The 1,653-nt window shown below is 63.9% G+C and carries 1 protein-coding gene; it reads right to left on the bottom strand.

The window, feature by feature from the left end:
- Positions 1–90: 90 nt before the first annotated feature.
- A complete protein-coding gene (ltrA, locus tag AB0I52_RS32795; protein WP_363078816.1) occupies positions 91–1,350 on the bottom strand; it encodes a group II intron reverse transcriptase/maturase in 1,260 nt (419 codons plus the stop codon).
- Positions 1,351–1,653 lie beyond the last annotated feature (303 nt).

Raw genomic sequence — 1,653 nt, 5'->3', positions numbered from 1 at the left:
GCGAAGTCGGGTGGCCCGGGGGATTTCGCCCCCGGGCTCCCACAGATCCGTACGTGACCGTCTCCGGTCATACGGCTCTTGTCGTCCTGGTCACCAGACCCGAGCGGGCTCGGTCACCCAGACCCAGTGCGCAAGGAGCCGGGGATGTCGATCAACCCCGGACCACCACGCACGGAAGGTCGCCGACCAGCTTCGCCGCAGCCTTCGGTACTTCCCGCGCAACCACCGGACCATGTAGGCATTGATCCGTTCCAGGAGGGGATAGAGGGCCGATCTGTTGAAGGCCCCGTAGTACTGCATCCATCCCCGCACGACCGGATTGATCCAGTCCGCGAGGTCTCGGGCCTCGCCCTGCACCCACCGGTGCAGGCGCCAGGAACGCACCACCTCGCCCATCCGCTTCAGGGCCTTGTCCGAAGCCGCCGGAGAGAAACTCCGAAACAGCCCGTTCCGCCCGTCTACGGTGCGCTCGCGAAAGTCGTAGCCCAGGAACGTGAACCTCGTGTGCTCGAAAGAGCTCTTGCGGTTCGCATCACGGCAGTAGACGATCTGCGTTTTGTCAGGGTGCAGTTGAAGGCCGACCGAGTCCATGCGCACCTCCAGCGCGGCCAGTACTGCTCTCGCCTTGGCGAGACTGCGGCAGTGAATGACCGCGTCGTCGGCATATCGTTCGAAGCGGACATCCGGGAAGGCCCGGTGCAACCACATATCGAACGCGTAGTGCATGAACAAGTTCGCCAGGACCGGAGATACCGCCGAACCCTGAGGAGTTCCCATGGCACGCTCGATCAGCGTGCCGTCTGCATGTTGCAGCGGGGCGGCAAGCCACCGCTTGACATACAGCAGGACCCAGGGAAGCTCGCAGACCGAGCCCACCGCCTTGAGCATCAGATCCCACGGCACCGAGTCGAAGAACGCCTTGATGTCGAGATCGACCACCCAGTCGTACTTCCAGCACCGCTCCCGGCACCTGCCCACTGCGTCAATCGCGCCACGCTTTGGGCGGTAGCCGTAGGAGTCCGGATGGAAGATCGGCTCGACCCTCTTCTCCAGCACCATCGCCACCACCGTCTGCGCGACACGGTCGCCCACGGTCGGCACTCCGAGAACCCTGATACCGCCCTGCGGCTTCGGAATCTCCACCATGCGCACCGGCGGCGGAAAGTAACAGCCCGAGGACATCCGATTCCAGATCCTGTACAAGTTTCCCCGCAGATCCTCCTCGAACTCCTCGATGGCTACCGCGTCCACGCCCGGCGCACCCTTGTTCGCCCTGACCTTCTCCCAAGCCTCCATCACCAGCGGCTTCGGAATACCGAACGGCTTGTCCGGTGCTTTCAACTCATCCACGCCAATTCCTCCCGGAGAACTTCCGGTTGATCGAATGAACAAGCCACGAACGACCCGGCCCCTTCGCTCCACCCCCATTACAGGGACTTCACCGCTACTACGAGCCGGTCCGCCAGCGCACGCCCGGCAGGGACGTACGCCTTCTCCTGTTCCGCACAGATCCCGCAGATCGGGCTCGCGCCACCTTCACGCCGGACACCGCCTGGCCAGGAAGCGGACACCCGCCAGACTCATCCCGGGGAGCCTTCAAGCCCCGGTTTCGATGTCGTCCAAGCATTTCGACGCATCAGCAGTGGTTCGCTC

Origin of the sequence: Streptomyces sp. NPDC050423 (genome assembly GCF_040655445.1) — a bacterium.
Lineage (GTDB): Bacteria > Actinomycetota > Actinomycetes > Streptomycetales > Streptomycetaceae > Streptomyces.
Note: the sequence above shows the minus strand (reverse complement) of the source record. Positions and strands in the feature narration are given on the sequence as shown.